23 protein-coding genes are annotated in these 24,345 nt (G+C 43.2%); 1 reads left to right on the plus strand and 22 read right to left on the minus strand.

The genetic code is table 11. The features are described 5' to 3' along the window. Position 1: 1 nt before the first annotated feature. From pdhA to A3O17_RS07070, 16 genes are all read right to left on the minus strand, one after another. Positions 2-1,090 carry a pyruvate dehydrogenase (acetyl-transferring) E1 component subunit alpha gene (pdhA, locus tag A3O17_RS06995; protein ID WP_064213226.1) on the minus strand — a complete coding sequence of 363 codons (1,089 nt, stop codon included), beginning with the start codon at positions 1,088-1,090 and terminating at the stop codon, positions 2-4. 689 nt (positions 1,091-1,779) lie between these two features. Then, positions 1,780-2,136, minus strand: coding sequence for a 50S ribosomal protein L19 (gene rplS, locus A3O17_RS07000; RefSeq protein ID WP_057827939.1), 357 nt, complete (start codon positions 2,134-2,136; stop codon positions 1,780-1,782). Between the two features lie 106 nt (positions 2,137-2,242). Beyond that, positions 2,243-2,974, minus strand: a complete 732-nt coding sequence (trmD, locus tag A3O17_RS07005) for a tRNA (guanosine(37)-N1)-methyltransferase TrmD (RefSeq protein ID WP_057827938.1) — start codon at positions 2,972-2,974, stop codon at positions 2,243-2,245. Then, positions 2,974-3,486, minus strand: a complete 513-nt coding sequence (gene rimM, locus A3O17_RS07010) for a ribosome maturation factor RimM (protein WP_064213225.1) — start codon at positions 3,484-3,486, stop codon at positions 2,974-2,976. Before rimM ends, trmD begins: the two co-directional genes overlap by 1 nt. 67 nt (positions 3,487-3,553) lie before the next feature. Next, positions 3,554-3,799, minus strand: coding sequence for a KH domain-containing protein (locus tag A3O17_RS07015; RefSeq protein WP_064207682.1), 246 nt, complete (start codon positions 3,797-3,799; stop codon positions 3,554-3,556). A 15-nt stretch (positions 3,800-3,814) separates the two neighbouring features. Further along, complete coding sequence (gene rpsP / locus A3O17_RS07020) at positions 3,815-4,090, minus strand: 30S ribosomal protein S16 (RefSeq protein WP_057827935.1); 276 nt, start codon at positions 4,088-4,090, stop codon at positions 3,815-3,817. Between the two features lie 90 nt (positions 4,091-4,180). Then, complete coding sequence (ffh, locus tag A3O17_RS07025) at positions 4,181-5,620, minus strand: signal recognition particle protein (protein ID WP_064213224.1); 1,440 nt, start codon at positions 5,618-5,620, stop codon at positions 4,181-4,183. Between the two features lie 14 nt (positions 5,621-5,634). Beyond that, complete coding sequence (locus tag A3O17_RS07030; RefSeq protein ID WP_057827933.1) at positions 5,635-5,973, minus strand: putative DNA-binding protein; 339 nt, start codon at positions 5,971-5,973, stop codon at positions 5,635-5,637. Between the two features lie 10 nt (positions 5,974-5,983). Next, positions 5,984-7,600 (minus strand): signal recognition particle-docking protein FtsY, encoded by a 1,617-nt coding sequence (gene ftsY, locus A3O17_RS07035; protein WP_064213223.1) that lies wholly within the window; start codon positions 7,598-7,600, stop codon positions 5,984-5,986. Positions 7,601-7,616: 16 nt separating this feature from the next. Further along, entirely contained in the window at positions 7,617-11,156 is a 3,540-nt protein-coding gene (gene smc, locus A3O17_RS07040; RefSeq protein ID WP_064213222.1) for a chromosome segregation protein SMC, read from the minus strand. A 19-nt stretch (positions 11,157-11,175) separates the two neighbouring features. Beyond that, the gene (rnc, locus tag A3O17_RS07045; protein WP_064213221.1) at positions 11,176-11,871 is read right to left on the minus strand and encodes a ribonuclease III; all 696 of its coding nucleotides are present in this window, start codon (positions 11,869-11,871) and stop codon (positions 11,176-11,178) included. Between the two features lie 141 nt (positions 11,872-12,012). After that, positions 12,013-12,255: an acyl carrier protein gene (acpP, locus tag A3O17_RS07050; RefSeq protein ID WP_064207687.1), complete on the minus strand. Its 243-nt coding sequence runs from the start codon at positions 12,253-12,255 to the stop codon at positions 12,013-12,015. A gap of 66 nt (positions 12,256-12,321) precedes the next feature. Further along, complete coding sequence (gene plsX / locus A3O17_RS07055; protein WP_064213220.1) at positions 12,322-13,332, minus strand: phosphate acyltransferase PlsX; 1,011 nt, start codon at positions 13,330-13,332, stop codon at positions 12,322-12,324. A 19-nt stretch (positions 13,333-13,351) separates the two neighbouring features. Next, positions 13,352-15,457 (minus strand): ATP-dependent DNA helicase RecG, encoded by a 2,106-nt coding sequence (gene recG / locus A3O17_RS07060; RefSeq protein ID WP_225354721.1) that lies wholly within the window; start codon positions 15,455-15,457, stop codon positions 13,352-13,354. Between the two features lie 18 nt (positions 15,458-15,475). After that, the gene (locus A3O17_RS07065; protein ID WP_064213218.1) at positions 15,476-17,164 is read right to left on the minus strand and encodes a DAK2 domain-containing protein; all 1,689 of its coding nucleotides are present in this window, start codon (positions 17,162-17,164) and stop codon (positions 15,476-15,478) included. A gap of 31 nt (positions 17,165-17,195) precedes the next feature. Then, positions 17,196-17,558, minus strand: coding sequence for an Asp23/Gls24 family envelope stress response protein (locus A3O17_RS07070; RefSeq protein ID WP_057827926.1), 363 nt, complete (start codon positions 17,556-17,558; stop codon positions 17,196-17,198). A gap of 258 nt (positions 17,559-17,816) precedes the next feature. Here A3O17_RS07070 and rpmB point away from each other — a divergent pair, with 258 nt between their 5' ends. After that, positions 17,817-18,002 (plus strand): 50S ribosomal protein L28, encoded by a 186-nt coding sequence (gene rpmB, locus A3O17_RS07075; RefSeq protein ID WP_004047397.1) that lies wholly within the window; start codon positions 17,817-17,819, stop codon positions 18,000-18,002. Positions 18,003-18,048: 46 nt separating this feature from the next. On the opposite strand, the gene A3O17_RS07080 is transcribed toward rpmB, so the two are convergent. The 6 genes from A3O17_RS07080 to fmt are packed head-to-tail and all read right to left on the minus strand — an operon-like array spanning position 18,049 to position 24,329. Continuing rightward, positions 18,049-18,690 (minus strand): thiamine diphosphokinase, encoded by a 642-nt coding sequence (locus tag A3O17_RS07080; RefSeq protein ID WP_064213217.1) that lies wholly within the window; start codon positions 18,688-18,690, stop codon positions 18,049-18,051. Positions 18,691-18,702: 12 nt separating this feature from the next. Then, a complete protein-coding gene (gene rsgA / locus A3O17_RS07085) occupies positions 18,703-19,569 on the minus strand; it encodes a ribosome small subunit-dependent GTPase A (protein ID WP_064213216.1) in 867 nt (288 codons plus the stop codon). Positions 19,570-19,587: 18 nt separating this feature from the next. Beyond that, positions 19,588-21,297 carry a Stk1 family PASTA domain-containing Ser/Thr kinase gene (gene pknB, locus A3O17_RS07090; RefSeq protein ID WP_064213215.1) on the minus strand — a complete coding sequence of 570 codons (1,710 nt, stop codon included), beginning with the start codon at positions 21,295-21,297 and terminating at the stop codon, positions 19,588-19,590. Then, positions 21,288-22,040 carry a Stp1/IreP family PP2C-type Ser/Thr phosphatase gene (locus A3O17_RS07095; protein ID WP_064213214.1) on the minus strand — a complete coding sequence of 251 codons (753 nt, stop codon included), beginning with the start codon at positions 22,038-22,040 and terminating at the stop codon, positions 21,288-21,290. Before A3O17_RS07095 ends, pknB begins: the two co-directional genes overlap by 10 nt. 8 nt (positions 22,041-22,048) lie before the next feature. Further along, entirely contained in the window at positions 22,049-23,386 is a 1,338-nt protein-coding gene (gene rsmB, locus A3O17_RS07100) for a 16S rRNA (cytosine(967)-C(5))-methyltransferase RsmB (protein WP_064213213.1), read from the minus strand. Continuing rightward, on the minus strand, positions 23,370-24,329 hold the full coding sequence (gene fmt, locus A3O17_RS07105) for a methionyl-tRNA formyltransferase (RefSeq protein WP_064213212.1): 960 nt from the start codon (positions 24,327-24,329) through the stop codon (positions 23,370-23,372). The genes rsmB and fmt overlap by 17 nt, the downstream gene beginning before the upstream one ends. Between the last annotated feature and the right edge of the window lie 16 nt (positions 24,330-24,345).

Below are 24,345 nucleotides of genomic sequence, written 5' to 3' on the forward strand. Positions count from 1 at the left end.
GTTACTTTCCCTCCTTTTCACATTCATCAATTTTTGCTTGAATTGATTTTGGAATTTCTGAGTAGCTTAATTTATAGAAATCACTAACTTTTTGTTGGGGTGCATTTTCAGCCTTTTCCATTGCGGCATCGATTTCCTTATTGACCGCTTCTTCCCAATTCTTTTCCATGTCTTCATTCCATAAGCCTTTGTGATCCAAGTATGTTCTGAACCGAATCAACGGATCTTTCTTCCGCCATTCCTCTTCTTCGTCAGCTGTCCGGTAACGTTTTGGATCATCACCTGATAATGTGTGCGGGCCATACCGGTAAGTTAACGTTTCAATTAAAACCGGACCATTTCCGGCAACTGCCCATTCACGAGCTGCCTTGGCAACCGTGTAAACAGCTAATGCATCCATCCCATCGACTTGAATTCCAGGGATTCCGACTGCAACTCCCTTTTGGGCCAATGTTTGAGCTGCGGTTTGTTTCCGCCGCGGAACTGAGATTGCATAACCGTTATTTTGAACAAAGAATAATGCTGGAACCTTAAATTCACCCGCAAAGTTGATTCCTTCATAGAAGTCACCTTCAGAAGTTCCGCCATCACCAGTGTATGTATATGCAACGGTTGGTGATTTCTTCTTCTTTAAGCCCAATGCAACGCCAGCTGTTTGAACGGTTGCAGATGCGACAACGATTTGCGGCGTCGTTGCCTGGACGTCATCTGGAATTTGACCGCCCATGTAGTGTCCGATTGACCATAAGAATGCACGGTCTAATGGAAATCCATGTTGAATTAACTGTGGAATATCCCGATAAGCTGGTAAAAGGAAATCTTCCTTTTCCATTGCGTAACTTGATCCCATTTCACTGGCTTCTTCACCTGCTGTTGGAGCATAGAATCCTAAACGTCCTTGACGGTTTAATTTCGTTGACCGTTCATTTAAAATCCGTTCCCATAACATTTTTTTAAACAGATCAACTAATTGATCGTCAGTTAGATCTGGAAATAGATCCTGATTTACAATTTCACCTTTTTCATTCATTACTTGAATTGGTTTCATATTCGGTTGATTCATATAATTATTAAAATCAATTTTCGTCATCAATGTCCCCTCCTTCTGAGACTGCTTCGATATATCGCTTACATTCTTTATTCTACTTAATTTGTCATTGATTGTTAATTGATATGGTATGCGGGACTTTGCTTATGATTTGACTACTCCGGAAGTTTTTAATGATAAATTAATTTGGAAAGGATTTCATTCGTACTAATATTATTCTTTTATCATTTTTAGAAAAAAGCATCATAAATTATATTAGAATAATTTAGTACTTTAATATTCAATTCTAGATATGTACAAAATGGGTACAACATAGATACAAGATTTGAGGAACTAATTAAGCCCCTCTTTTTGTTTATAAAAAAAACCTACCTAAACCTACTTCAGCATCAAATGATGGCACAAAAAGTAAGGTTGAAACAAAATAATTAATTAGAGATTAAAAGAGGTTGTGGCCTATGTTATGCCACAACCTCTTCATTTTTAATTTATTCAATTTGGTAATAAAAAAATAAGACTTTCCCCAAAGCCTTATCCCTAACGAAAACTAATTTTTAACACTTAGTCCTTTTCTCTCTAACACTTACAAGCTTATATTACTCCGAGGCAGAAAAAGCGGACTAAAGTTTCCTCAATCATGGATTTTAATTCCTGAATGAAAATAAATATTGTGTACAATTCATATTTGAATAATAAAAAAACAGCTGTGCCGTAACACAACCGTTCTCTTATTATTTACGACGACGTTCTGGAATACGTGCAGCCTTACCTTGACGATCACGTAAGTAGTACAACTTAGCACGACGAACGCGTCCTTGACGTACAACTTCAATCTTTTCAACCCGAGGTGTGTGAACTGGGAAAGTCCGTTCAACCCCTACACCGTTACTGATCTTACGAACAGTGTAAGTTTCTGAAACGCCTTCGCCGCGACGTTTGATAACAACACCTTCAAAGATTTGAATACGTTCACGCTTACCTTCAACGATCCGTGCGTGAACCCGTACTGTATCCCCAGCACGGAAATCTGGAATATCATCACGTAATTGTGATTCAGTGATCTTCTTGATCAATGGATTTACTGACATGTTTTTCTTCCTTTCCCCGATATTCATGTCCAGTTGCAGCGGAATACCGTTAATATGGCAACTAAGCCAAATAAAATATTATCATATCTGCTATTAGTTTGTAAAGCTATTTTTGAGTTTTAAATTCTCGCAACCATTTCCGATCTTGATCCGTCAACGGAAAATCTTCAAGCAGATCCGGCCGCCGTTCGAATGTCCGCCGCAATGATTCTTTCCGGCGCCATTCAGCAATCTTTTGGTGATTACCGCTCGTTAAAACTTCAGGAACCTTCATTCCGCGAAAATCAGCGGGCCGCGTATATTGCGGATATTCAAGCAATCCGGTTGAAAATGAATCACCAACCGCTGACTCATCATTTCCAAGAACGTTTGGTAATAACCGCACCGTTGCATCAATGATGACCATCGTTGCTAATTCGCCCCCGGTCAACACATAATCTCCCAGTGAGATTTCATCCGTTACCCGGGTCCGAATTCGTTCGTCATAGCCTTCATAGTGACCGCAAATAAAGGTCAAATGCTTTTCTTGGGCCAACTCTTCCGCCACTTTTTGATTGAATTGCCGTCCAGCCGGATCAAGCAAAATCACTTTCCCCGGTTCCGGATGTTTTTCCTGAACCGCATCAAGCGCATCAAAAATCGGTTGGGCCTGCAATAGCATTCCAGCACCGCCACCATACGGCGTATCATCCACGTGGTGCTGCTTATTGGTCGTGTAATCCCGAAAATCCGTGACATCAATGTTTAAAATTCCATTTTCCTGAGCTTTACCGATCATTGAGGAATTCATCGGGCCATCGAACATTTCGGGAAAAAGGCTTAAAATATCAATTTGCATTAGTCATCCAACCCATCTAACATATCAATAATCACTTGCTGGTTTTCAATCTGAACGTCCCTTACAACGTCCTTAATTGCTGGAATCAGCAAATCTTTCTTGCCTGCGCGTTGAATTACCCAGACATCATTGGCACCCGATTCCATAATTTCCTTGATCTTGCCGATCGAATTTCCGTCCAAATCAACAACGTTTAATCCCACAATCTGATGGTAATAGTATTCACCATCTGCCAAATCATCTTGCTGATCTTCAGCAATTTTTAAATCCGCCTGCTTTAACGGTTCAACCAAATTAATGTCTTCCATTCCTTCAAAGCTTAACAAATCAAATTGTTTGTGCTTGCGGTGACTTTTAACCGTTAATGCGACCGGATCCTTTCCTTTTTGAAAAGCATAAACCGTTGCTCCCGGTGCAAACCGTTTTTCAGGAAAGTCCGTAATTGCCTGAACGCGAACTTCGCCTTTAATTCCATGAGTATTAACAATTTTTCCAATTTGGTAATAATTCATGCTTATCCCTTTCTAATAAAAAAACCTCCACAAAACATCTCTGCTTTATTGGAGGTCCGTTAAATAATCAGTCAATAACGTTCAATTTAATCCGGCGATCATCGTCAATGCGAATTCCATAGATCAATGACCGAATTGCTTGAACGACCGTTCCATTTTTTCCAATAACCCGGCCGACGTCCTGGGAAGCAACCTTCAAATTAAAGTTCACAAACTGATCATCATTTGCCACTTCAATTGAAACTTCATCAGGCGTCGTAACCAACGCTTTGACAATCGTTAATAACAATTGCTTAACCGTTTCCTTTGTCATTGAACTTTACCCTGCTTATTTCTTTGAGTATTTTGCTTCGTGGAACTTCTTCATTACGCCTTGACGTGAAAGAATGTTACGAACTGTGTCTGATGGTTGAGCACCATTGTTTAACCACTTCATAATTTCTTCTTCCTTAAGGGTAACTGTTTCTGGGTTTGTTAATGGGTTGTATGTTCCAACATTGGCGATGAAACGACCATCACGTGGTGAACGTGAATCAGCAACAACGATCCGGTAGAATGGACGCTTCTTTGAACCCATACGCTTTAAACGAATTTTTACTGACATGTTTGCACCTCCTATTAATTTATCAACATTAATAATATACCAAGTTTTGAATTAGCTGTAAAGGAAAATTTCTTGACAGTTAATATTTTTTTACCGTTTCCGTCTTCTCCGGGCTTTTTGAAGCTTCCGAAGCTTTTTCTTCTTATTCTTCCGCACCATCTTCGACATTGACATCTTCGCTAATTTACCGCTCATGCCGTTGCCAAAGAGGCCTTCCATACCAGAAAAGTCTCCGTTTGAAACCTTCCCCATCATGTCGCGCATTTGCTTAAACTGCTTGATCATCCGGTTAACGTCTTGAATCTTAACCCCGCATCCGGCTGAGATCCGGCGCCGCCGACTCGGATTCAAAATATCTGGATTTTCCCGTTCTTCCGGCGTCATTGAGTAAACAATTGCCTTTGTCCGTTCAATATCTCGCGGATCAACCTGCACGTTCTTCAATGCTGGGTTATTTGCCATCCCTGGAATCATCTTGATCAAATCTTCCATCGGGCCCATCTTTTGAACTTGAGCTAATTGTTCAAGAAAATCGTTAAAGTCAAACGAGTTGGCCTTCATTTTTTCTTGAAGTTCAACGGCTTTTTGTTCATCGTAATCTTGTTGCGCCTTTTCAATTAAGGTCAGCATGTCCCCCATGCCAAGAATCCGGGAAGCCATCCGATCTGGGTAGAAAACATCTAAGTCCGTTAACTTTTCGCCTTGCCCAATAAACTTGATCGGCTTGCCAGTAACGGCACGAATTGAAAGGGCAGCCCCACCACGGGTATCCCCATCTAACTTCGTCAAAACAACCCCGGTCACATCAAGTTGATCGTTAAAGCCTTTTGCAACTTCAACGGCGTTTTGACCAGTCATGGCATCAACGGTCAAAAGAATTTCATCTGGGTGAGTAAGTTCCTTGATTTGAGCTAATTCATCCATTAACTTTTCATCGATCTGCAACCGGCCGGCCGTATCGATCAAAACGTAATCGTTCTTTTGTTCTTGCGCCTTAGCCATCCCTTGGCGAACAATTTCAACCGGATCAACGTCCGTTCCCATTTCAAAGACCGGAACGTCGATTTGTTCACCTAAGATTTTTAACTGATCAACCGCAGCGGGACGGTAAACGTCGGCTGCAATCATTAATGGACGGGCTTTTTGTTCATTTTTTAACTTTAAGGCTAATTTCCCGGCCGTTGTCGTTTTCCCGGCCCCTTGAAGCCCAACCATCATAATGACGGTTGGAATCTTCGCTGATTTGTTTAATGGGACTTCCTTTTCACCCATCACCTTAACTAATTCTTCGTTAACGATCTTAACGATTTGTTGTGCCGGTGTTAAACTTTCAAGCACTTCCGCTCCGACTGCCCGTTCGCGGACTGTCTTGATAAAGTCCTTTACAACCCCGTAGTTTACGTCGGCTTCCAGCAATGCCAGCCGAATCTCACGCATTGATTCCTTAACATCATTTTCCGTGATTTTTCCTTTGCGTTGTAAACTATGAATTGCATTTTGAATTCTTTCTGTTAACCCTTCAAAGGCCATTTGATTTCACCAACCTATTCTTCAATACTTTCCAATTTTTCTGCAAGTTCAAGTAACCGCTCATCGTGCGGATAACGTTGCTGAATGTAATCGATCAACGCATCTAAATGAGCCGCATTTTTCAGAAAATCAGCATACAAATGCAACTTTGATTCGTATTCTTCAAGGATTTTCTCTGTCCGTTTTATATTATCATAAACTGCCTGCCGCGACACATTATAATTTTCCGCAATCTCGCCAAGCGAAAAATCATCCCGGTAATACTGGGCCAAATATTCCATCTGTTTTTTGGTCAACAGCGGCTCATAAAATTCGAATAACGCATTGATTCGATTTGTTTTTGCAATTTCCATTTAAATCACCCTAGTCTTCGCGGGGAGTAATCAATCCCTTAAATAATCCGTATGCAAAGTCTTCGGTATTAAAGTCGCGCAAATCATCAACCTGTTCACCAAGGCCGACAAGCTTAACTGGAATGTGCAGTTCGTTCCGGATCGCCAACACGATTCCGCCGCGAGCCGTTCCATCCAGCTTGGTCAAAATAATTCCCGTTACATTGGTTGCATCCTTAAACTGTTTAGCTTGGGACAATGCGTTTTGACCAGTTGTTGCATCAAGTGCCAGTAAAACTTCATGCGGGGCCTCTGGAATTTCACGGGTAATTACCCGTTGAATCTTTTCAAGCTCATTCATCAAGTTGACCTTGTTTTGCAACCGGCCAGCCGTATCAACAAGCAAAATATCGTAATTTTCCTTCTTCGCTTTGGTAACCGCATCATAAACAACCGAAGCCGGATCGCTCTTTTCAGGTTTCTTGACGATCGTCACGCCAACGCGTTGAGCCCATTCATCTAATTGTTGGATCGCACCGGCCCGGAATGTATCCCCGGCGGCAACCATGACCTTCTTCCCTTCGTCCTTATACCGTTTAGCAAGTTTTCCAATCGTGGTTGTCTTTCCAACGCCGTTAACCCCCACAAAGAGGAAGACGGTTGGGCCTTCTTCAGCAAAATGCAACGCTTCATCCTGATCTTTACCGGCCTCTTCATATAAGTCAACCAGTTTTTCAACGATGACTTCTGAAACTTCAGCCTTACTCTTCGCATTTTGGAATTTAACTTCATCCCGCAACTCGTCACTGATCTTCATCGCAGCTTCAAAGCCAACATCAGATTCGATCAGCATTTCTTCAAGGTCATCGAAGAAATCTTCATCAACGTGACGGAAGTTAGCCAGCAATGCATTAATCCGGCCCTTGAATCCTGTCCGGGTCTTCTTCAAACCATGCGTGTACCGTCTGGTTTCCGATTCCGTTTGGGCTTGCTTTTCGACCTGTTCCGCTTGACCTTCATGTTCAGCAACATCTTCAGCCGCTTCGGTTTCTTCTTCGGCCGCCTTTTCAGCTGTTTCCGCCGGTGATTCTTCACCCGTGGTTGCGGCTGGTTGCTCAACGGAATCCTCTTCTTCAGTTGCCTGGTTCGCATTTTGCGTTGTTATTTCCCAATCATCGTCAGCTGATTCCGATTTTGTTTCTGTTTCTGTTTTAGAATCGGCTGCTGGTTGCGCTTTGTCAAGTTCATTGGCTTGAACTACCTCAGATTCTTCCGTGGCGGAATCGGCCGGTGATTGCTTGGCAATAACTGGTTGGTCCTTTTCTTCAGCAATAACTTCAGTTGACGAATCTTCATCAGCTGATGCTTTTTCAACTGGTTCAGCAATTACATCATCTGAAGTTGACTGAGTTTCAGCAGATGCCTGATCCTTTTCACCTGCTTCCGATAATTGATCTTCAGTTTCAGGTTGAGCCTCATTTTCAGTTTCATTCGTTGAAGATGATTCTTCGGTTTGTTCTGCTTGAGGCTTTTTGTCTTCATCTTCGGCTTGATCAGTTGAATTTTCAACCTTTTCATCTTGTTTGACTTTTTCATCATCATCGCTGGTAAAGCCAAACGCCTTCTTTAACTTATCAAATAATCCCATTCAGTCTCAATCCTTTCTAAATTACGTCCGCAAGCGATACGGAAACCATCTTGGAAACCCCCGATTCCTGCATCGTTACTCCATAAAGAACATCAGCTTGCATCATCGTTCCCTTCCGGTGAGTAATGACGATAAATTGGGTTTCATCATCAAAGTTCTTCAAGTATTGCGAATACCGGGCAACATTGGCATCATCCAATGCCGCTTCTGCTTCATCAAGCACCGCAAACGGAACCGGACGAACTTTCAAAAGCGCAAACAGCAAGGTGATCGCCGTTAGTGACCGTTCACCACCCGAAAGCAAGCTTAATCGCTGGGCTTTCTTTCCCGGCGGCTGCGCGGTAATTTCAATTCCGGTATGTAAAAGATCATCCGGGGCCGTCAACGTTAAGTAAGCTTTCCCGCCACCAAAGATTTGCGGGAATAATGACGCAAAGGCCGTCGCAACCTGATCAAAGGTTTCTTTAAACCGGGTCTTAACTTCATTATCCATTTCATCCATACTCTGAACCAATGTTTCCTTCGCATTGTTGAGGTCATTTTGCTGGGCATTTAAGAATTCGAACCGTTCATTGACCCGTTCAAATTCGTCAATGGCACCTAAATTAACTTCTCCAAGTTCGTCAATTCCACGTTTCAAGAGCTTCAAATGACGTTGAACCTCATTCAGATCAGTTTCTTGAGCTTCTTGAACCGCCTTTTCAAACGTCATTTCATACGTATCGGTCAATTCTTGAAGGTGCTGTTCAAGCTTCGATGTTAACCGGCCAAGTTGCAAACTCGCCTTGCGCTGATCATCATTTGATGCTTGCTGTAATTCATTTGCCCGCCGTAAGCGGCTTTCCGCATCCGCAACCTGATCATGCAACTCATCCCGTTGCGCCCGCATTTGCTTAACCTTAGCGGTGTATTCGGCATGTTGCTTTTCAATTTCAGCTTGCTTTTTGGCCAATTCATCACCATGCATATCATTCAAGGATTGCTGGCTTTGAATTCGTTCAAGGGACTGCTTTCCCTGATCAAGCGCCCGGTTAAGCTGATTGATCTGCGTTTGATATTCGTTGGCCTGTAATTGAGCATTCGTCAACCGTTCATTCACAAGCAATAATTGTTGTTTAAATTCATTTAACTTCGCCGAACTTTCCCGTTGCGTTGACCGCGCATCTTCACTGAACTGTTTTTTATCATCCAATTCAGTTTGAAGCTCCACAATTGACGCTGTTAACGATTCAACTTGTTTTTTTAATTCTGCTTGGCGGGCAGCGGCTTTCGTCCCATCCAAGTCCTGCAATTGCCGGTGCAACTGTTCTTGATGACGGTGCTGTTCATCAAACTGTTGTTGAATTGCAGCAAGGTTCTTCTGCATTGCTGTCAATTGTTGATGCAGTTCGTTGACCTGCGTTGCATTTTGCTGATCCTTAGTGATCACATCCGCTAACTGACGTTTAAGCTGCTTCCCATGTTCCTCAAGTTCGCCAAGTTTGGTCTGCATCGTCTTTAACTGTTCTTTTAAAACCGTGCTTTCCTGTTTCTTTTGAAGCAAGCCATTTCGTTGAGTGCGGTTTGCACCCCCGGTCATTGAGCCGCCAGGGTTTACAACTTCGCCCTTTAACGTTACCAGTTTTACGCGGTGATTGACTGCCCGCGCAATCCGGGTCGCTGCATCAATATCCTTAACGATCAACGTTGTTCCAAGCAAATATTGGATCACGTTGCGATTGGAAGCATCAAAGGTTACCAAGTCACTTGCAATTCCAACCATTCCGGAATCATTCCGGGCTTGCTGGAGCAGCCGTGAATCGATGGACCGAGCCCGCATCGTCGTTTGCGGTAAAAATGTCGCCCGGCCTAACCGTTTTTGGGTTAAGAACCGAATTCCGGCCTTAGCTGCATTTTCATCCTTCACAATGATATTTTGCAGCTGACTTCCAAGAGTCGTTTCGATTGCTTGAGAATATTGTTGATCAACGTTGATTGCTTCGGCAACTGAGCCAACAATGCCTTGCAAGTGGTTCCGTTGTTTTAAAACTTCGCGAACCCCTTGGTAATACCCAGAATAATTATGAGCAACGCTTTCTAACGCTTCCAGCCGGGCCTGAGCTTTTTGCATGATCTCGCTTGCTTGATACCAGTTTTGCCGTTGCTGATCGATCTGCGCGTTCAGCTTTGTCCGCTTTTCGCGATACGTTTCAGCTTGACGTTCAGCATCCTCAAGGTTCGCTTGGCATTCAGCCGTTTGTGTCTTGGCCGCCGTTAATTGATCTTGAAGCGGCTTCGTTTCTGCTTGGGCCGTTGCTAACAGCTTTTGAACCTGCGCCAGTTCTGATTGGCGCTGGGTTTCGCTTTGTTCCAATACATGAATTTCATTTTCGGCCTGCATCTTTTGCTGGGTTTGCTGATTGATTTGATCAGTAAGCTTAGCAATTGCTTGTTCAAGTTCTTCGGGCGCAAGCTTTTGATCCGCACTCAAACTTTTAATTTGATGCTGCAGTTTTTGCTTTTCACCCTTCAATTCTTCGATCCGCTTTTGAGCCGTTGTCAACTTTTCTTGAATCTTTGCTAAATCGTGTTGATTTTCATCGATCTGCTTTGTCAGGCTTTCGATTTTTTCAATTTGAAATTGCCGCTGTTGTTCGGAAATATCCTTCTTCCCGGCAAGGCGTTCCCGTTGCTGAGTTAAAGTAACTAATTGTGTTTGAACTTGGTCCAATTGATTTTCGATTGTCTGCTGTTGCTCGTGCAATTGGGTTGTATGTTCTTCTTGATCAAGCGCCGCCTGCTTATACTTGGCTAATAATTCCTTAGCCTGCTTTAACTGCTGATCAAGTTCAGCTTTTTGCTTTCGACCCTGCTGAATTTCAAGCACCAATTCATTTAAGTGATAATAATCAAATTGCTTCTTTTGTTCAACATAATCCTTCGCAATGCTGGCCTGTTCTTCAAGAGGTTCCCGTTGCCGCTTCAATTCCGTTAGAATATCAACAACGCGGTCTAAATGGTCCGTGGTTTCCTTTAATTCTTTTTCGGCCCGTTCCTTTTCTTTCTTATATTTCAAAACCCCCGCAGTTTCTTCGATCAAAACCCGGCGATCTTCAGGCTTACTGTTAAAAATTGATTCCACTCTACCTTGAGAAATAACCGAAAACGATTCTTTTCCCAAGCCGGTATCCATGAAAAGGTTGACGATATCCTTTAACCGCACTTTTTTCCCATTCAAAAGAAATTCACTTTCACCGCTGCGATAAATTCGGCGAGTGATGCGCAACTCATCTGGCTGGTCTGGCAAAAAGCGGTCAGAATTATCAAATTCGATTTCAACTTCCGCCCGGTTCAACGGCGCGCGGGTTGCCGAGCCGGCAAAAATAACATCCGGCATCTTGCTTCCCCGAAGACTTTTGGCTGACTGTTCACCTAAAACCCACCGGAGCGATTCAATGATGTTGCTCTTCCCGCTTCCGTTCGGACCGACGATTCCCGTAATTCCAGGTTGAAAGTCAATTTCAGTTTTATCTGCAAATGATTTAAAACCATTGATCGTTAATGATTTTAATTTCAACGCATTTCCTCCATCTCATCTATTTGACTTGGAATTTTTTCAACGCTTCAAAAGCTGCGGCCTGTTCGGCAGCTTTCTTCGTATGGCCAATTCCTTCACCAATTTCATCGCCGTTATACAAAACTTTCATCTTGTAAGTCCGATCGTTATCCGGTCCCTTACTCCAAACTTCTTGATATTGAATATCACACTGGCCGTCTTTTTGTAAGTATTCTTGCAACGCCGTCTTGTGATCAAAGAAGGTGTTGAACCATCCCATATCAAGTTTAGGAAAGACAACTTCACTGATAAACTTGACAACGGTTGGTTTGCCCTGGTCAAGATACAATGCCCCAATAAAAGCTTCAAAAATATCACATAGAAGTGATGGCCGCTGCCGTGCATTGTTTTTCTCTTCACCTTTTCCCAGTCGAATAAATTCATCAAAGTGGCATTCCTTGGCGAATTTACTAAAACTGTCTTCACAAACCATTGCTGCCCGTAAACGTGATAATTTTCCTTCCGGCATTTCTGGGAACCGCTTAAAAAGGTATTCTGAAACGCAGAGCTGCATTACCGCATCTCCCAAAAACTCGGTTCGTTCATAGTAATCGAGTTTTTCTTTCGGATGTTCATTGACATATGATTTATGCGTAAACGCAGCGTCATAATAATCCATGTTATTAATCGTAATTCCATAGTTTTCTTTTAAATGTTGAGCTAATCCGATTATCATAATTTCTCCTTATCTTTTCTAATTGTCGACAATTACTCCGATGATACATTATACCATATCAAACGGAGTTACAAATTCGGCCATTCAGATATAACAAAGGAGGTTGTGCCATAAGCCGCAACCTCCTTGAAAACTTAACCATTATTCCATATTTTCTTTGATGTATTGAACTGCATCACCGACGGTATTCAACTTTTCAGCTTCTTCGTCAGGAATTTCAGCGCCAAATGCGTCTTCCAAGTCAAGGATGAATTCAACAAAATCAATTGAATCAGCATCCAAGTCCTTCTTAAAGTTCAATTCGTTTGTAATTTTATCTTTTGTAATTTCAAAGTGGTCAGCCATAATGCCGGCGATCTTATCAAAAATTTCTTGTTCGCTCATGAACATCCCTCTTTTCTATTAATTTATGGAATATAATTTAACACTTTTAATTCGATTTTGAAAGAATTAATTTTGTTCTTCATCTTGGGTTTGAAATGCCGTTTCAAACTTACTTAATAATTTTTCATTTAAAATCGTCCGAATCTGCTTCATGGTGTAGTAGACTGTCTGAGCATCACTTGACCCGTGAGCCTTAACAACTGGAGCTTTAACTCCCAGCAAAACGGCGCCGCCATACCGTGATGGATTGACCCGGTCCTTGATCTTCATCAAGTTCGGCTTGAACATCAATGCGCCTAATTTGCCGAAGACATTGGCATCCTTTACACTGTCTTTTACCAAGTGCATTACCGCCGAAGCTGTTCCTTCGATTGCTTTAAGAACCGCATTGCCGGTAAATCCATCCGCAACCGCAACGTCGCATACCCCATTTGTTAAATCGCGGGATTCGACATTGCCAACAAAATTCAATGACGGATCTTCACTGATCAATTGATATGCTGCTTGCGTTAATTTGCTTCCCTTATGCGGTTCGGTTCCGTTATTCAAAAGTCCGATTCGGGGATTTTCAATTCCACGAACCGTTTGGGCATAAAACTTCCCCATCACGGCAAATTGATGCAGGTACTCCGGCTTGTTATCCGCATTTGCTCCACTATCAAGCAGGTTGAAGCCCCCTTGAGCAGCTGAAACAACCGGCAAAGTCGAAAGCAAGCCTGGCCGTTCAACGCCTTTGATTCGCCCAATTAAAAGCAACCCGGCAGCAAGCAAGGCCCCAGTGTTTCCGCATGAAAACAGGGCATCGGCTTGCCCTTCCTTAACCGCTTTAGCAGCCAAAACTAACGATGATTGTTTCTTCCGCCGAATTGCTTTTACCGGTTCATCGTTCATTACGATCACCTCATCAGCCTGTTCAAAACTGATTCGGGTTTGATCCTTCACTAACGGTTTAACCTCGTCAATCTTCCCAAATAATACAAATTCCATGTCTTCAAAGGCATCGCGGGCTTTTTCAACCCCTTCAACAACACTTTGCGGGGCGTTGTCGCCGCCCATCGCATCAACTGCAATTTTCATCTTCTAATCTCCTCCACTTCTAATCCAAATTATCACCTTGGTTGCGATGATGATTTAAATAACGAATCAACTCTTGGTTCTCTTCCCGAGTTTCAAAATCCGGTTCATTGATTATCCGGTGCGCCTCTTCCTGCGCAATCTGCAAAATCTTTAAGTCCGCAACCGGATCGCCGACTTTAAATTCTGGCAGTCCAGCTTGAGCAGTTCCAAGAACGTCTCCTGGTCCCCGAAGTTCAAGGTCGCGTTGCGCAATTACGAACCCGTCCGTCGTTGAAACCATCGTCTTCATTCGTTCTTTGCCATAATCACTATTCGGATCAGCAATCAAAAAACAATATGATTTCCGTTCACCCCGGCCGACCCGACCGCGCAACTGGTGCAACTGTGCCAGTCCAAACCGGTCAGCGTCAAGGATCATCATGATCGACGCGTTCGGGACATCAACCCCGACTTCAACGACCGTCGTTGAAACCAGAATATCATATTCGTGGTCTTTGAACTTTTGCATGACTAATTCCTTTTCGTCCGGTTTTAAACGTCCATGCAACAGTCCAATCTTAAACCGTCCATTGAAATAGTCCTGCAGTTTCTGGTAAACTTCCTCGGCATTTTGCAAATCCAGCATTTCAGATTCTTCAATCAACGGAGACACAACGTATGCTTGCGCGCCATCATTCAGCTGCCGCTCCATGAACTTCAACGCGTCATTCGTTTGCTTTTTCCGTAACCACGTTGTTTCGATCGGTTGCCGGCCTTGCGGCAATTCATCAATGATCGAAACATCCATTTCACCATACGTGGTAATCGCTAATGTCCGCGGGATTGGGGTCGCCGTCATTGCCAAGACATCCGGATTATGTCCTTTTTCCCGGAGTTTCTTCCGCTGATTAACCCCAAAACGGTGCTGTTCGTCCGTAATCACTAACCCTAAATTTTTAAAAACAACATCGTCCTGAATCAACGCATGGGTCCCAACGACAATTTGAAGGTCATTATTCGCCAAATGCTTTAACATTTCACGCCGGGCGGTTACCTTGCTGACCGTTGTTCCCGTCATTAACCCGACGTTAATTCCTAGCGGAGCAAACAGCTTACTTAATTTTTCGGCATGCTGCTGGGCCAAAATTTCAGTTGGGGCCATTAATGCCGTCTGAAAGCCCGCCGTTACCGCCGCATACATCGCAATGGCCGCGACAATCGTTTTTCCGGAACCAACATCTCCCTGTAACAGGCGATTCATCTTTAACGGTTCGCGCATGTTGCGACAGATCTCATTGACAACCCGCTTTTGCGCATTCGTTAACTCAAATGGTAACCGGCCAATAAACTGCTTCAATTTTTGATTATCATAGTTGATTGCAATTCCTTGATTTTGGCGATCTTCCTTTTTCAGCATCTGCAATCCGGCCTGAAAGCGGAAAAACTCTTCAAAAATCGCGGATCGCCGGGCTAAATCAGCCTGCTTTTTACTGGTTGGAAAATGCATATCGTGAATGATCTGTTGTCGCGGTTCCAACCGGTACTTATTCCGCAACGAAAGCGGCACAAGGTCGCGAATCACATCATGATACTGGTCATATGCAAGCTCAACCAGCTTTTGGACTTGATTCGCCTTCAATTCCTTCGAAGCCCGGTAAACACCCTTAAAATCATTTTGCTGCCCGACTGGAATGATCTTCATCCCCGTAAAACTTTGCCGCTTAGCATTGTACCGGCCATAAACTGCAAGTGAAGCTCCTAATTGAACCTTTGATTTCAAATACGGTTGGTTGAAAAAGGTTACCATGATCACTTGATGTTCAACTAACAAGCGGAAATTTAACCGGTTGCGGCGCCGGCCAAACCGAATCACGGTCGGTTCCGAAGCTACCGTCCCCTTTAAGGTCACCTTTTCCTGTTCACTAATTTCAGAAAGGTCCTTAACTGCCAAGTCATCGTAACGAAACGGATAATCAGTAAGAAGGTCATCGATCGTTGAAATGCCAAGTTTATTCAATGCAACTGCTTTTTTAGGACCAACACCCTTTAACATTGTCACTGGATCATTTAAACTTCGAGCCATCTGCTGATTCCTCCTTTCCGTTCTTGAATATGGAAGGAGGCTGTCCCATCGTCCAGCCTCCACTTGAATTTTTAAATTTTATTATTCAACCGAAATCAAGTATGGGTAAACCGGTTGGTCACCTTCATGGATCTCGATTTCATAATCTTCATCCCATGATTGGATCTCATCAGCAATTGCTTGGGCTTCTGCCTGATCAGCATCCGCACCGTAGATGATCGTAATCACTTCACTATCCTCATCAAGCATTGCTTTCACCATTTCAAGGGTTGCTTGCTTGCGATCCGGATCAGTTACCTTGATCGAACCATCAACAATTCCCATATAGTTATCCTTCTTGATTTCTTGACCATCGATCGTTGTGTCCCGGACAGCAACCGTTACTTGTCCAGAGATCACATCATCAAGGGCTTCTTCCATTGCAGCCACATTTTCATCAATGTCGGCTTCCTTATTGAAGTTGATCATTGCGCTCAACCCTTGAGTAATTGACCGGGTATGAACAACCTTCACGTTTGCATCCGCAACGTCGGCTGCCTGTTCAGCTGCCAAGAAAATGTTCTTGTTATTTGGTAAAACAATTACCTTATCCTTGCCCGTCGCATTGATGGCATCCACGATGTCCTTTGTACTTGGATTCATCGTTTGCCCGCCTTGAATAATTTGGGTTACCCCAACGCTGTGGAATAATTGGGCAAGCCCATCGCCTGAAGCAACGGCAATGATGCCATAATCGCCGGCAATTTGATTGATTTCAGCTTGTTGTTCTTCTTCGGCTTCTTTATCCTGTTCAAGGATCGTTTCGTGTTGAAGCCGCATGTTATCAACCTTAACCTTGATCAATGAACCGAATTTTTGACCATACGAAAGAACCTTCCCTGGTTGTTCAGTATGCACGTGGACCTTAACCACTTCATCATCCGCAATTACCAAAAGGGAATTTCCGATTTCTGAAAGATAGCCGCGGAAAGTATCATAATCGAATTTTTCATCCACTAACCGGCCAGCACCTAATTTAACCATGATTTCAGTACAGTAACCGTATTGAATGTCTTCCGTGTTTAATTGACTTTGGACACTCTTATGGTGTTCAGCACTTACCATGTCGTCCATATCAGCCGGAGTTGGGTGGTATTCCTGTTCGTCACGAACATTTCCTGATAAAGCATCAAAGAATCCCTGATAAACAAAAGTCAATCCTTGACCACCGGAATCAACAACGCCGACTTCTTTTAAGACTGGCAATAAGTCAGGGGTCGTCTTCAATGCAGCTTCAGCGGCTTCATAAGCGGCTTCCATGACTTCCACACAGTCATCAGATGTCTTAGCTGTCTTCGTTGCAGCTTCAGCAGCTTTCCGGGCAACCGTTAAAATCGTTCCCTCTTGGGGCTTCATAACGGCTTTATATGCCGTTTGAACTCCCGCAACAAGGGCATCAGCTAAATCTGCGGGGGTCAACTCTGCTTTGGCTACCGCATTCTTGCTGAATCCGCGAAAGACTTGTGAAAGAATAACGCCTGAATTTCCGCGAGCGCCCATCAGCAATCCCTTTGCAAGGGCTTGTGAAAGTTCGCCAACACTTGATGATGTTGATTCTGAAACGTACTTTGCACCGCTTGCAAATGAAAGACTCATGTTAGTCCCAGTGTCACCATCTGGAACTGGAAAGACATTTAATGAATTAATAAATTCCGCATTATTATTTAACCGATTTGAACTAACCGCAATCATCTTGCGGAATTCATTTTCAGTAATCTTTGAAATTTTCAACCTTCAAAATCCTCCTTGGTACCCATCAACGTTAATCTTCAATAACCTTTACGCCTTGAACGATCACGTTAACTGCTTTGGCCGTTACCCCAAGCATTGAGTCCAGATTATACTTAACTTTTTCTTGAACATTTCGGCAAACTTCTGAAATCTTCGTTCCGTAACCGACAATAATGTAAACATCGATTACAATTCCGTCGTCAGTTTGACGAACAACAACTCCCTTTGAGTAGTTATCCCGTTTTAAAATTTCGTTTAAATTATCCCGAATTTGATTTTTACTTGCCATGCCGACAATTCCAAAAATTTCAGTTGCAGCTCCACCGACAACAGTTGCGATTACATCGTTACTAATATCAATTTTACCGAGTTGGTTTTGAATCTTCACTGCCATTCGAATTTGCCTCCTTATTTATGACAATAATCGTTATCGCCATTGTATCATACGCAATTTTGAAAAAAAAGCCAATTAAACACCATTCAGGATATTTAAATAAGCACTATATTATCATAGCACAAAAATCGATTTTAGCTGACAAGTTAATTTACTTTACAGAAAAATCTTGCAATCACACCTTATGTATGATAATTTAGTCTAGTGAATAAAGAATCTTTATTTTTAAGATCGTAAAGGTAAAGGAGGGAAATCAAAATGGCTAAAGATTTTGTAACCGGTCGGAAGACAACTTTCGGCAAGAAGCGTTCACACGCTTTGAACCAAACAAACCGTAGCTGGAAGCCAAACTTGCAAAAGGTTCGCATCTTAGTTGATGGTAAGCCAAAGAAGGTTTGGGTTTCTGCTCGTGCCTTGAAATCAGGTAAGGTTACTCGTGTTTAATTAAAGACGAAAAAACAGGATGGACAATGTTGTCCATCCTGTTTTTTTAGTCACAACTTTGAACCGTCATTAAAATTCCCTGTTCAAAACTAAAGGTTGCCTTCTCACCAACAAATTCATTACTTGACAGTGCAACTGGAAAATCAAAATCGGTCCGTTGCAGCTGATACTTTTCATCTGGAAGGACCAACCCGTCAACCGCTGTTAACGGAATAAATGCCAAATACTTCATTTGCGGATTCCGCTTAAGCTGGTGGCGTCCCGGTTTGAAAAAGCGAATTTCATTCCACCGATCAATGATCGTGATTCGTTCAACCTGTTTCCGATACTCCGGTTTCAAAATAAAAAACAAGTTTGCCAGCAGCTGATCCATGCGTGCACCGGTTGCCCCATAAAGATTAAGCTGGTCAATTGTGTAATGCGCAAACAAATATCTTAATGCCAACTCCGTATCCGTAATATCATCCTTTAACGGCCGGTAAACGAATTGGTGACTTTGACTTTTAACCTGCAACCGTTCTGCAGCAGTCGCCGTGTCAAAATCGCCAATTGCAAGGATCGGGTTAATTCCATGATTGATCAATTCAACTGCACCGTAATCAACCCCGCACCACTGTTCATCTTTTTGTTCAAAAATCGTTTGCGGAACGCATGCAAGCGGTCCCCCAGTTAAAACATTGACCTTCATCGCAATCCTTCCTTAATAACGCGGTTTGCGTTCCAAAATCATTTGATGAAATTGCAAGTAATTTTCATACCGGGACTTCAAAATCTCGCCGTTCGCTACCGCTTCTTTAACCGCACAGTGCGGTTCATTCACGTGCAAACAGCCACGATACTTGCACTGATCACGATATGCAACGAAATCCGGATAATAATTCGGTAAATCTTCCTTCGCAATTTCAAGTAAGTCAAATGACGAAAAGCCCGGCGTATCCGCAATTAAATTATGCTCGATCTCCATTAATGTTACCTTTCGGGTCGTGTGTTTCCCCCGACTTAATGCTTTCGAGATCTCACCGGTTTCCAGTTTCAAATCCGGATTTAATTGATTTAGTAAAGTCGATTTCCCCGCACCGGTCTGCCCCATTACAACGATCACCTGATCTTGAAGATCGCGCAGAAGCTTTTGCGGGGCGTTGTTTCCGGCAACTTCAACCGGGTAGTACTTTTGATAATAATCGATCACCAGTTGCATGGCGGCCTGCTGGTCTGCATTTAACAGGTCCCACTTTGAAAAATACAGAAGCGGGTCGATTTGATTAGCAGCCAGCATAATTAATTGCCGGTCCAGTAAATTACTCGAAAAATCTGGCTCCACGCACGCCGAAACAACAATTGCATCGTCGACGTTCGCAATCGGCGGCCGGACCAATTGATTCTTCCGCGGATCAATTTTTAATAAATAGCCGCCATCCTTTTCAACTTTAAATTCAACCCAGTCACCGACTAAAGGTGATTGTTTGCGTTTGCGAAATACCCCGCGCGCCCGGGTCCGGTATTCCGCCCCATCAGCAGTTACCACATCATAGTAACCGCTTAAAGATTGCCTAATTTGGCCTTTCAATAATCTTTATCCTTTCATTTAACTCTGACTTGTTGCGGAGTTATTATTCCCGTTTTCTGAATTATTATTCGGTCCAAGCGATAACGTTACGATCACCTGCGAACCAGCCTTAACGGTCGTATTTGCCTTTGGATTTTGCGAAATCACTTGTCCCTTTGGCACCGTATTTGAATACTGTTGTTCAAAAATAATCGTAATGTTATGTTCTTGGGCATAGTCGATCACACTTTTCTGCGTGTAACCCGTCAAATCACGAATCTTAAACGTTTGAACCCCTTCACTGACCGTAAAGGTAACCGGAAGCTGATACAAACTGACCTTCATTGACGGATCAATGCTTTGACTAACGATCTGACCTGCCGGATACTTGTTTGAATACGTCGTTTCCTTATCCACAAGGACGCCCTTCGCCTTCAACTTTTTCCGAACCTGATCAAAGTTTTGTCCAATATATGATCCAAATTTAGTTTTTAACGGCCCTTTTGAAATCACAATGTTGACCTTCGAATTCCGGCTAACCGTCGTTTCGCGCGCTGGATCACTACTGATCGTTTGCCCTTTCAAATACGAACTACTGTATTCATACCGCTTTTTACCAAGTTTAAGGTTATTGCTCAACAAAACTTCCTGGGCTTCACGCACGCTCATTCCACGTAAATCTGGAACCTGGACCTTCAACGACATCAGTAAGATCGTAATCACAACGATCACACCAAGCGTTCCAATCAAAAAAGCGATTGGATGCCGGCGATAGACTCGTTTTTTCTTCTGCTGCTTTGTTTTTTTCGTCTTGCGTGATCCGGTTGAAGGTTGCCGCTTGGATGATTCGGTCGTCGGAATGACCAACGTTTTCGTTTCAGCGTCATCTTCCGTTGGGACTTCCCATTTCGGTTCGTTTTTCCGCACCGGTAATAACGCCGTTTTTAAATCCCGCGCCATTGTTTCGGCATCCGGATAACGGTCTTTCAGCTTTTTTGCCGTTGCATGCAAAATAACATTTTCCAATGCTTGCGGAACCTTGGGATTGATTTTCCGTGCTGACGGCAAATTATCCCGGTAATGTTTAACCGCAATTGAAACCGCCGTTTGCCCTTCAAACGGAACCTTTCCGGTCAAAAGTTCAAACAGGATAATTCCAAGTGAATAAATATCAGATTGCTTCGTGATGATCGATCCACGGGCCTGTTCAGGTGAAATGTAATGAACAGACCCAATCATGGTATTCGTTTTCGTAATCGTTGCCGATTCCATTGCCGCAATTGAAATTCCAAAATCCGTAACCTTAACCTTGCCGTAATTGTCGATCAAAATGTTTTGCGGCTTCAGATCCCGGTGAATAATACCGATTCGATGGGCACTTTCAACTGCCGAGAGAATCTGCTCCATAATATCAACCACTTTTTCGCATGATAGCGGATAGTGTTCTTTTAAATACGTCTTTAAATCCGTCCCCTTAACGTATTCCATGATCAGGTACGGCACCCCATGATCATTACCAAAATCATAGATTTGGACAATGTGCGGATTATCAAGTTTTGTTAATGAATTCGCTTCTTTATGGAAACGTTCAACGGAACGCGGATCATCCTGCAAATCAAACCGCAACATTTTAAGGGTCACGCGGCGCTTTTGAACAAGATCTTCGGCTTCATATACATTTGCCATGCCGCCTTCACCAAGTGAACGAATAATGCGGTACCGTTTACCAACTTCATATCCTACTCGCATCGCCGTTCACCACTTTCGTCTGCCGCAACCAAAAGAGCAGTAATGTTATCATCGCCACCGTTGACCCGTGCTTGGGTGATTAGTTGCTGGCATTTTTCTTCAAGCGAACCCGGAGCCGTTAAAATCGCTTTGATTTTAGCCTCTGCCACCAGTTTGGAAAGCCCGTCAGTACACAGTAAGAATAAATCGTGTGGTTCAACCTTCAACGCATAATGATCCATTTGGGCATCGTGATTGATTCCCAGGGTTTTAACGATTACGTTTTTTTGCGGATGGTTAGCTGCTTCTTCCTTCGTGATTGCACCCTGTTTGATCAACTCATTGACAAGCGAATGATCCCGCGAAATTTGCTGTAACTCATTATTTCGCAACCGGTAGCCCCGGCTGTCTCCAATATTTGCAATAATGCAGTTTTCCGAATCGATCAGAATCAAGACTAACGTTGACCCCATTCCTTCAAGATCCGGGTACTGCTTACCTTTCTGGATCAAAAGATCATTTTCAACTTGAACCTGCTTTTGCAACCACTCATAAGCCTGGGCAACCGTTTCAAATGACGATTCTTCAAACAGGTAACCGAGATGCTGAACGATCATTGCCGATGCAACGTCGCCGCCACGATTGCCGCCAATTCCATCAGCAACTAATCCTAAAGTAATTTGTTTTTGATTTTGATACAGTCCGACCGAGTCTTCATTGACCTTGCGAACCTTGCCAATATCACTTAAAAATGAACTTTTCAAAATTGCACCTACTTTTTCACCAGCGTTGCAATAAAGAATCCATCCGAACCGAAATCGTCCGGATAGATCGTTAATCCAAGCGCTGACCGTTGATCCTTAACATTCTTTTTCGTCTGTGTTTTAACCTGTTCGAAATCCGGATGCTGTTTCAAAAATTGATCAACAACCGTTTGATTTTCCGATGGTAAGATCGTGCACGTACTATACGTTAATTTTCCCTGTGATTTTAATGTCGGCGCAACGGCGTCTAAAATCTGCAACTGGATCTGGGCCAGTTGATGCGAATCCTGCAACGTTTTTTCATAACGAACTTCTGGTTTTCGCCGCAACAATCCGATTCCAGAACACGGCGCATCAACTAAAATCTGATCAAACCGTGCATTTCCAAGTTTTCCGGCTTGGCGGGCATCCAAAAGTTGAGGATCAATAACGTTCTCAACTCCGAGCCGCTCTGCATTGTGTTGAATCAATTTTAGTTTGTGTTGATGAATATCAAGCGCAACGACCTTTCCTTGACCGGCAAGTGCAGTTGCAATTTGGGTTGTTTTTCCGCCGGGAGCAGCACATGCATCCAAAACACTTTGACCGGGTTGAACATCCATTGACTCAACCGCTAACATTGCACTTTCATCCTGAATAATAAAGTCGCCCTGCTTGAATTCGGCGGTTCCCGCTAAAAAGCCCTTTTGCGCAACCAACCCAGCAGCAGCGATTTCACTTGGAGACGTTGGGATTCCTTCCTTTTCAAGTTGAGCTTGTAGTTCTGCACCCTTGATTTTCCCAGTGTTCACCCGTAAACTGTCATGCGGCGTTTGGTTAACGGCCCGCGCAATTTGGGTTGTTTTCTCAAGCCCGACCTTTGAAATCAATTGCTCAATGATCCATTGCGGGATACTTTCTTCAACTGATAACTGTTGAGCGCCCGTTAAATCGTCAAAATTACGCAATCCATTCCGTTTGATCGCATGCAAAACACCCGTCACAAATTTACGTGTTCCGGCATGGCCTTTAACCTTTGCAATTTCAATTGTTTCATTAAAGATCGCATGGTCCGGAACCTTGTCTAAATACTGCATTTGATAAATCGCTAATAAAAGCAATTCCCAAACCCATGGGTCAACTTTTTTCTTATTTTTAATAAACGGTTCAAGCCAATATTCCAACGTTAAGCGATGCTGCAAGCAACCGTACACAAGTGTCGTCAACAAATTGGCATCGGCCCGTGATAATCGGTTTTGCCGAATCACATCATTTAAAGCAATGTTTGAATACGTCCTGTGCTTTCGAATCCGCAAAAGCAGATCCAGGGCTAAAAAGCGCGGCGTCTGTTTAATCGTTTTCTTCATTGATCAATTCCTGTCCTGCTTTAATTCCTTGGCCAACCCCATTCAAATATGCCGTAATATCCATTTGCGGTTTCCCAGCCGGCTGAATTCGATTGATTTGATAAACTGTTCCATCCGCTGCAGCAACTTTTAATTGATGCTTGCCAACTTCAACCACAGCTCCTACGGGAAGATCTGTTTGTTCATCCAACACCGTTACGTCCCAGATCTTGGTCCGTTTTCCTTTGAAGGAACTGAAATATGCTCCTGGAGCGGGACGAAGAGCGCGAACCTGCCAATCAATTTGGTGAGCAGTTTGCTTTAAATGCAATTCTTCTTCTTCAGGACTGATCGTTGGTGAAAAGACAACTTCATCTTCATTTTGAGCAACCGGATGAATGTTGCCTGCAATTAAATCAGGAAGAAGTTGCAATAAAGTATCCCGCCCAAGATCACTCATTTTTTCAAAAATTGAGCCCGCATCATCATTTGACGTGATCGGCATTTCAGCCTGTTTCAGAATATCACCGGCATCCATTTTCTTTACCATGTAAATAATCGAAACGCCCGTTTTTGAATCGCCATTCATAATGGCATGCTGAATCGGGGCCCCGCCACGATACTTTGGCAAAAGTGATCCGTGAACATTCACGGCCGCAATTTTCGCCGCATTGATCAACTTCATTGGTAAAAATTGGCCAAACGCTGCCGTGACGATCAAGTCCGGTTGAAGATCGATCACCCGTTGACATTCCGGACTGCCTGAAATTTTTTCCGGTTGAAGAACTTCAATTCCATGGTCCAAAGCAACCTTTTTTACCGGTGTCGGGGTCAAAACGTGTTTCCGTCCGACCCGCCGGTCTGGTTGGGTCACAACGGCCTTTACATCATACCCAGCATCGATCACGCCAGCTAAAATGTTGGCAGCAAAGTCGGGGGTTCCCATAAATACAATTGATGTCATTCATTTCACTCCTCAA

This window comes from Ligilactobacillus aviarius, from assembly GCF_001654615.1.
Lineage (GTDB): Bacteria > Bacillota > Bacilli > Lactobacillales > Lactobacillaceae > Ligilactobacillus > Ligilactobacillus aviarius_B.